Raw genomic sequence first — 6,454 nt, 5'->3', positions numbered from 1 at the left:
TATTCTTATTAGGTAAATTGATAATTAAAACTGTTGTCATTACTAAAATTTATTATTTGTAATTAGATTGATTAGATAATATAGAAGGGGTGTCTATAAAACTTATGATTTGAAAGTTTAATTATTTAGTTTTATTGTAACAAATTATGATGATTTAACAGTTGCAAATATATTTGATATCTTTAATGCTTTGATATGCTTATTGCTTGGTAATTGAAGTGATAATTCAAAGCATTGGTGAGTTGTGTTGTTTAGTGTAGATTGGTAAAGGTATTAATTTTTTAAAGATCTGGATATTATGTATTGTTTAGTTATTTCATATTTGATACTATAAAAATCTTTGGATTTACGTTTTTAACATGTTTTATTATCAAAATTGTTCATCTAAATACATTATTACTAGTGAGTCTGTTTCTAGTGGGCATCCCGATAAAATTGCTGATCAAATATCTGATGCTATACTTGATTATTATATATCGTTGAATCCAATTGTTCATGCTGCAATAGAAACTTTAGTAACTAAAAATAAGGTAATAATTAGTGGCGAAATTTGTGGTGTTAATGTTAATAACTCTGATATAGAATGTATAACTCGTCAAGTTATAAAAGATATAGGTTATGAACGAGATGGATTTCATTGGAATTATGTTGTTATTGAAATTTTAATACATGAACAATCGCAGGATATTGTTGCTGGAGTTAATTTTGGTAAAAATCAAGGTGCTGGTGATCAAGGTATAGTGTATGGGTATGCAATAAATGAAACTGAAACTTTTATGCCTGCATCGATTTTTTATTCTCATTTGATTTTGAAAAATATTATTTCTGCGGTAAAAAACTTTGAGATACCAAATCTTGGACCAGATGCAAAAACTCAAATTACATTATTATATGAAAATAATGTACCTGTTAAAGCATCTAATATTGTACTTTCAATACAACATTCTGAAGATATATCACAAAGTCAAATAAGAGATATTGTATATCCATATGTTAAGAATACTTTACCAGATGGATGGATGTGTTCTGATAGTGATTTTTTAGTTAATCCAGCAGGTAGATTTGTTATAGGTGGTCCAGTTGGAGATTGTGGTTTAACTGGTCGTAAAATTATGATAGATACATATGGTGGGCACATACCTCATGGCGGAGGTGCTTTTTCTGGAAAAGATCCAAGTAAAGTAGATAGATCTGCTGCTTATATGGCTCGTTACTTAGCAAAGAATGTTGTTTCTGCTAAACTAGCAAATCAATGTTTAGTTCAATTATCTTATGCTATTGGAATTTCTCACCCTATTTCATTTTATGTGAATACTTTTGGTACTGGAGTTGTAAGTGATGATATTATAAAAAGTTTTATAGAAAATAATATAGATTTATCTCCTTATGGAATTTGTAAACATTTAATGTTGCTTAATCCTATTTATAAAATTACATCTTGTTATGGTCATTTTGGAAGAATTCCTGGTGAAAATGGCAGCTTCTCTTGGGAAATGGAAGATTTTGCTTTAAAATTAAGAAATGAATTTTATTTAAACTAATAATTTTTATTCTATTTTGTAAAGTCAATAGATATATTGCATTTGTATATCATCGTTATGAAGATTTATTTAATTTTGCATAGTACTTTTTGTTTTGTAATTTTTTTATAATTATTTGTTAGTGTGAAATTACAATACCTGTTAGTTGTGTTATTTTATATCTTTTTAGTATTTATGTTGTGATTATATAAAATACTATTCCATTTTTTAAATTATCATTTACTAATAAGAATTTATTTATTGGATTTTTTTTCTAATAGTAATTTATAAGTATTTGTATTGTACTACATTGATAGTACATCATATTTTTTTATTGTTACTTATTACAGGGTTTTCTATGTTCAATTATTTTGTAAATGATCTTTAAATTTATGTTATTTGTAATGTTTAACTATATTCATTTTTAATCACTTACTAAGTTATACTTAAATACATGTTTAGTTGAGTATAGCTATTGGTAAGTGTGAGTGTTTTTATTATTTGTTCTGATTTAATATTTGAACTATTTATGCATTAAAAGATGTACTTTTCGTATTTAATATTTTTTTTAAATATGTAATAATTTTTTAGTATTTATACCGTATTGATGTTTATAAGACCATTCATTAAATTACACGTAAAATATATGTTTAGGATTATTGGTATTTTATAAGTAATGTAATTCTTTAGAATACTTTTATTATTGTATTGTTTTGAACTATTTGTGAATTGCTGTACTTACTAAATCGCATATTTCAATATGTATAATCATTTACATTATTTTTATTGGGTTTAGTATTACACAATTTTTTGAATTATAACTTACTACTTAAATTACTATATTAGCTTTATTTTATAAATGATAATTTCTATTATTTGTACTGCATTTAATGTTTTATTTTTTCTTTATAGATTACTAAATAATTTACGTTTTTTACTATAATGTAATTATTTTATTTTAAACATATTACAATCTTACATTTATACTGTCATTGATGTTGTAGAGTTAAACTTGCTAAATCATAAATTAGATGTATGTTTAATTTTATTAGTTATTGATTTTTATAAGTAATCTTTTATGAGTATTTCTGCTATTTGTACTGCATTTAGTGCTGCGCCTTTTCTTAAATTGTCGCTTACTAACCACATATTAAGACCATGTTTTACTGTGTTGTCTTTTCTTAACCTTGATACGTAAACTTCATCTTCGTGTACACAATCTAATGGTGTTGCATATCCTCCATCTTCTCTTCTATCAAGTATTAGAACTCCTGGAGCATTTTCTAATGCTTCATAAGCTTCTTCTTCTGAAATCTCAGAGAAAAACTCAACATTTACTGATTCAGCATGTGATACAAATACTGGTACTCTAACGCATGTTGCGCTTACTTCTATATTGCTATCTAGTATTTTTTTTGTTTCTACAGCCATTTTCCATTCTTCTTTTGTTGATCCATCTTTCATAAAAATGTCTATGTGTGGAATACAATTGAAAGCAATTCTTTTTGTAAATTGTTTTGGTGCAATGCTTTGATTCATAAATGTACCTTTGGTTTGTGAATAAAGCTCATCCATTGAAGATTTTCCTGCACCAGAAACTGATTGATATGTTGATACAACAACTCTTTTTATTTTTGATATTTTATGTAGTGGATGTAAAGCTAAAAGCATTTGTATAGTAGAGCAATTTGGATTAGCAATTATATTATGTTTATGGTATTGAGATATATCGTTTGGATTTATCTCTGGTACCACTAACGGTATTTCATCTTCCATACGAAATAAAGAAGTGTTGTCTATAACTATACATCCTTTATTTGCTGCTGTTCGTGCATATTGCTGTGATATTGAAGATCCGGCTGAAAAAATTGCTATATCTGTATCAAAAAAATCGTAACTATCTAAATCTTGAGATTCTAGTATTTTATCTCCGTAACTTAACTTTTTTCCTACAGATTTTTTTGATGCTAATGCTATAACTTCCTTTGCTGGAAATGATCTACTTGATAAAACGTTTAAAATAACTCTACCTACGTTTCCTGTAGCTCCTACTACTGCTATCTTGTAATTCATAGTTTTTTGTTTTATATTCCAAATGGTAGCAGAGAGCTTATAAGGTTTTTATTGTAGTCGGATGACTTTTTCAGTGCATCGTTGAATGCAGCTCTAATTAAGTCTTCTATTAGAATAGCCTTTTCTTGTAATAATGATGGATCTAATTTTACTTCAGTTACCTGGTAACTTACCATATTAGATACATTAATTTTTACAGATACTTTCCCTCCAAGTGATGAACCTTCAAAAATTTGAGGTTTTTGATGTTCTTGAAAGTCAGAAAACTTCTTTTTTAACATTTCCTGTAGGCTAGATAATTGATCACTAGAATACATATATTACTCCTTAGTTATTGTTCTTTTTTTATATTTTCTATGTTTACAACTTTTGCACCATCAAATTCTTGCAATATGTTGCAAACAGTTGAGTTAAAGCTTTGATTATAACATGTGTTGCTATTTTTATTTATATTAAAATTTTGTTCAATTGATATATTCCATTTTTTATTTGTTGAGCTATTAAGAAAATTTGATAGATCATTATGTAAATCTTTGGATAATGTATTATTGGCTTTTATATTTAGTATTCCGTCATTGTAATTTGTTATTTCTAAGTCGGATTCATATATTTGATTATATAAATCTTGCATGTTATTGACTTTTAATAATTCAAGTAATTCTTCTTTATAATTATCAGATTTGTTATTTGTTTTTATATTGTCTTGTATTTTATCTATTATTTGTTTTGGAGATGGTAATGGTGATAGGTAACATAATCTGATGATTAGCATATTAGCAGCATGTTTTGTACAACTAGATAACTTTACTTCTTGTATTCCTTTGAAAAGCATCTGCCATAATCTCGATAAAAATGTTGTAGATAAAATCTTATCATTTTTTATATGTGTTATGACATTATTGTCAGATAAAGAGTCATTGTTTTTTGTTATAGAGAAATAGCATATTTCGTAAATAATCTGCAACATGTTATCTAGAATTATAACAGGACTATATGAATTGCATGATTCTTCAAATTTTTTAAGTGCTTCTAAAGTGTTTCCTGTAACTAGTGGTTCTATTATTTCTAGCAGGGTATGTCTACTGACATATCCTAGCATTTCTTTTGTGCTTTTTTCAGATAGAACTTTATTACTATATATAGCAGCTTGTTCTAATATAGATAGTGCATTACGTATTGATCCATCAGCATTATCTGCTATTAGTTTAATGCTTTCTTCATCAGATGTTATATTTTCTTTTTCTGATATTGCTTTTAAATGCTTTATAAGTTTGTCTGTAGATATTTTTTGAAAATCAAATCTTTGGCATCTAGATATAATTGTTACAGGTATTTTTTTTACTTCAGTTGTTGCTAAAATAAATTTTACATAATGTGCAGGTTCTTCTAACACTTTTAATAGTGCATTAAATGCACTGTTAGATAACATATGTACTTCATCTATTATGTATACTTTAAATTTTGAGCTAATTGGCATGTAGCGTGAATTTTCTAAAATCACTTTTACATCTTCTATACTTGTATTACTTGCTGCATCTATTTCTATTACGTCTGGATGATTGAAATTTTTAATTGATATGCAATTTTGACATGTGTTACATGGATCAGATGTTGGTCCAAAAGCACAATTTAAACACATTGATATTATTCTTGCAGCGGTTGTTTTTCCAACACCACTAGTACCTGTTAAAAGTATTGATTCTGGTATCTTGTCTAGGTGAAATGCATTATGTAAGACGCGAACTAAAACTTCTTGTCCTATAAGATCCTTAAAATTACTAGGTCTGTACTTTAATGCGAAACTCATTTTAAAGTGGTAAAATAAAAAATGGGCAATACAACCCAAAGGGACAATGCTACGGCTGCTTTATTCCTAACCTGACCGACTTCACAAGGCCTTTGCTCATATTACCCTCTGCATTATAATTTAACTAAAAGAAATATCAAATAAAAATTTATAATTTGTTTTTCTATATGTTTATTATAGATATATGCATTATTTATTATGCATATCTTTTAAGTATAATAACCTTTCCATTGCTGCTTTTAAACATGAACTAATTGTTTTAGGTAAATCTAAATTTAGTACTTGCAGTGCAGCTTGTGTTATTCCACCACGACTTGTTATGGATGATATAATATTACTAATAGTAGTTTTTCTTGTTTCTAATAGTTTAGCACTTCCTATAAATGTTTGAGATACTAATTTAATAGCATCTTCTTCATTGATGCCTGCTTCTACAGTGTGTTTTACTAGTTCTTCTGCAAGAGAAAAGAAGAATGCAGGACCAGAACCAGTAATAGGAGATAATTTATCAAAAATATCTTCCTTTTGTATCCAATATATGAGTCCTGTATCGTTAAAAATAATTGATACTTTTTGTTTTTCATTATGTGATTCTTCTTCCATATAAGAAAGATTTACACTTTTACTCAATGACATTGCAATATTAGGCATTACTCTTATTATTGTTGCTGTATTTCCTAAACATTTTTTTAATAAATTAACGTCAATTCCAGCACATAAAGAAATAAAAGATGCAGATTTACTGTAGATTCCATAATTTGGCATTACATCAAAAATTTGTTGAGGTTTTATTGCTATTACAACAACTTGTGGAACAAAATCTCTGCTTATTTTTTCGTAATCCTTTACAAATGTAACTTTAGTTATACTGTTGAAGGCATCTCTTTTTGATAAGCTTGGTTGAACTACAATGACTTTTGATATTTGGGCATTATGTGACCATTTGTTTAGTAGTATGCTTCCTAAGTTACCACATCCTATTAATAATATATTCATTGTTTATTAGATAAGTGATCATTGTGATATAAATTTATAGCATATATAGTACTCAAAT

5 protein-coding genes and 1 other RNA gene are annotated in these 6,454 nt (G+C 27.0%); 1 reads left to right on the top strand and 5 read right to left on the bottom strand.

Translation table 11 applies throughout. The features are described 5' to 3' along the window. Nucleotides 1-359 precede the first annotated feature (359 nt). A complete protein-coding gene (gene metK / locus ECAJ_RS04845; RefSeq protein ID WP_011305049.1) occupies nt 360-1,541 on the top strand; it encodes a methionine adenosyltransferase in 1,182 nt (393 codons plus the stop codon). A gap of 1,041 nt (nt 1,542-2,582) precedes the next feature. Here metK and ECAJ_RS04840 read toward each other — a convergent pair. The 5 genes from ECAJ_RS04840 to ECAJ_RS04825 all read right to left on the bottom strand — a co-directional run bounded on the left by ECAJ_RS04840 (nt 2,583) and on the right by ECAJ_RS04825 (nt 6,396). After that, on the bottom strand, nt 2,583-3,593 hold the full coding sequence (locus tag ECAJ_RS04840; protein ID WP_011305048.1) for an aspartate-semialdehyde dehydrogenase: 1,011 nt from the start codon (nt 3,591-3,593) through the stop codon (nt 2,583-2,585). An 11-nt stretch (nt 3,594-3,604) separates the two neighbouring features. After that, nucleotides 3,605-3,910: a YbaB/EbfC family nucleoid-associated protein gene (locus ECAJ_RS04835; RefSeq protein ID WP_011305047.1), complete on the bottom strand. Its 306-nt coding sequence runs from the start codon at nt 3,908-3,910 to the stop codon at nt 3,605-3,607. Nucleotides 3,911-3,924: 14 nt separating this feature from the next. Then, complete coding sequence (dnaX, locus tag ECAJ_RS04830; RefSeq protein ID WP_011305046.1) at nt 3,925-5,400, bottom strand: DNA polymerase III subunit gamma/tau; 1,476 nt, start codon at nt 5,398-5,400, stop codon at nt 3,925-3,927. A gap of 17 nt (nt 5,401-5,417) precedes the next feature. After that, nucleotides 5,418-5,510, bottom strand: an RNA gene (gene ffs, locus ECAJ_RS04985) — signal recognition particle sRNA small type. 79 nt (nt 5,511-5,589) lie between these two features. After that, nucleotides 5,590-6,396, bottom strand: coding sequence for a pyrroline-5-carboxylate reductase family protein (locus ECAJ_RS04825; protein ID WP_011305045.1), 807 nt, complete (start codon nt 6,394-6,396; stop codon nt 5,590-5,592). Nucleotides 6,397-6,454: the final 58 nt, after the last annotated feature.

Source organism: Ehrlichia canis str. Jake (assembly GCF_000012565.1).
GTDB lineage: Bacteria > Pseudomonadota > Alphaproteobacteria > Rickettsiales > Anaplasmataceae > Ehrlichia > Ehrlichia canis.
The sequence above is the reverse complement of the archived record's forward strand: the minus strand, read 5'-3'. Positions and strand labels throughout refer to the sequence as shown.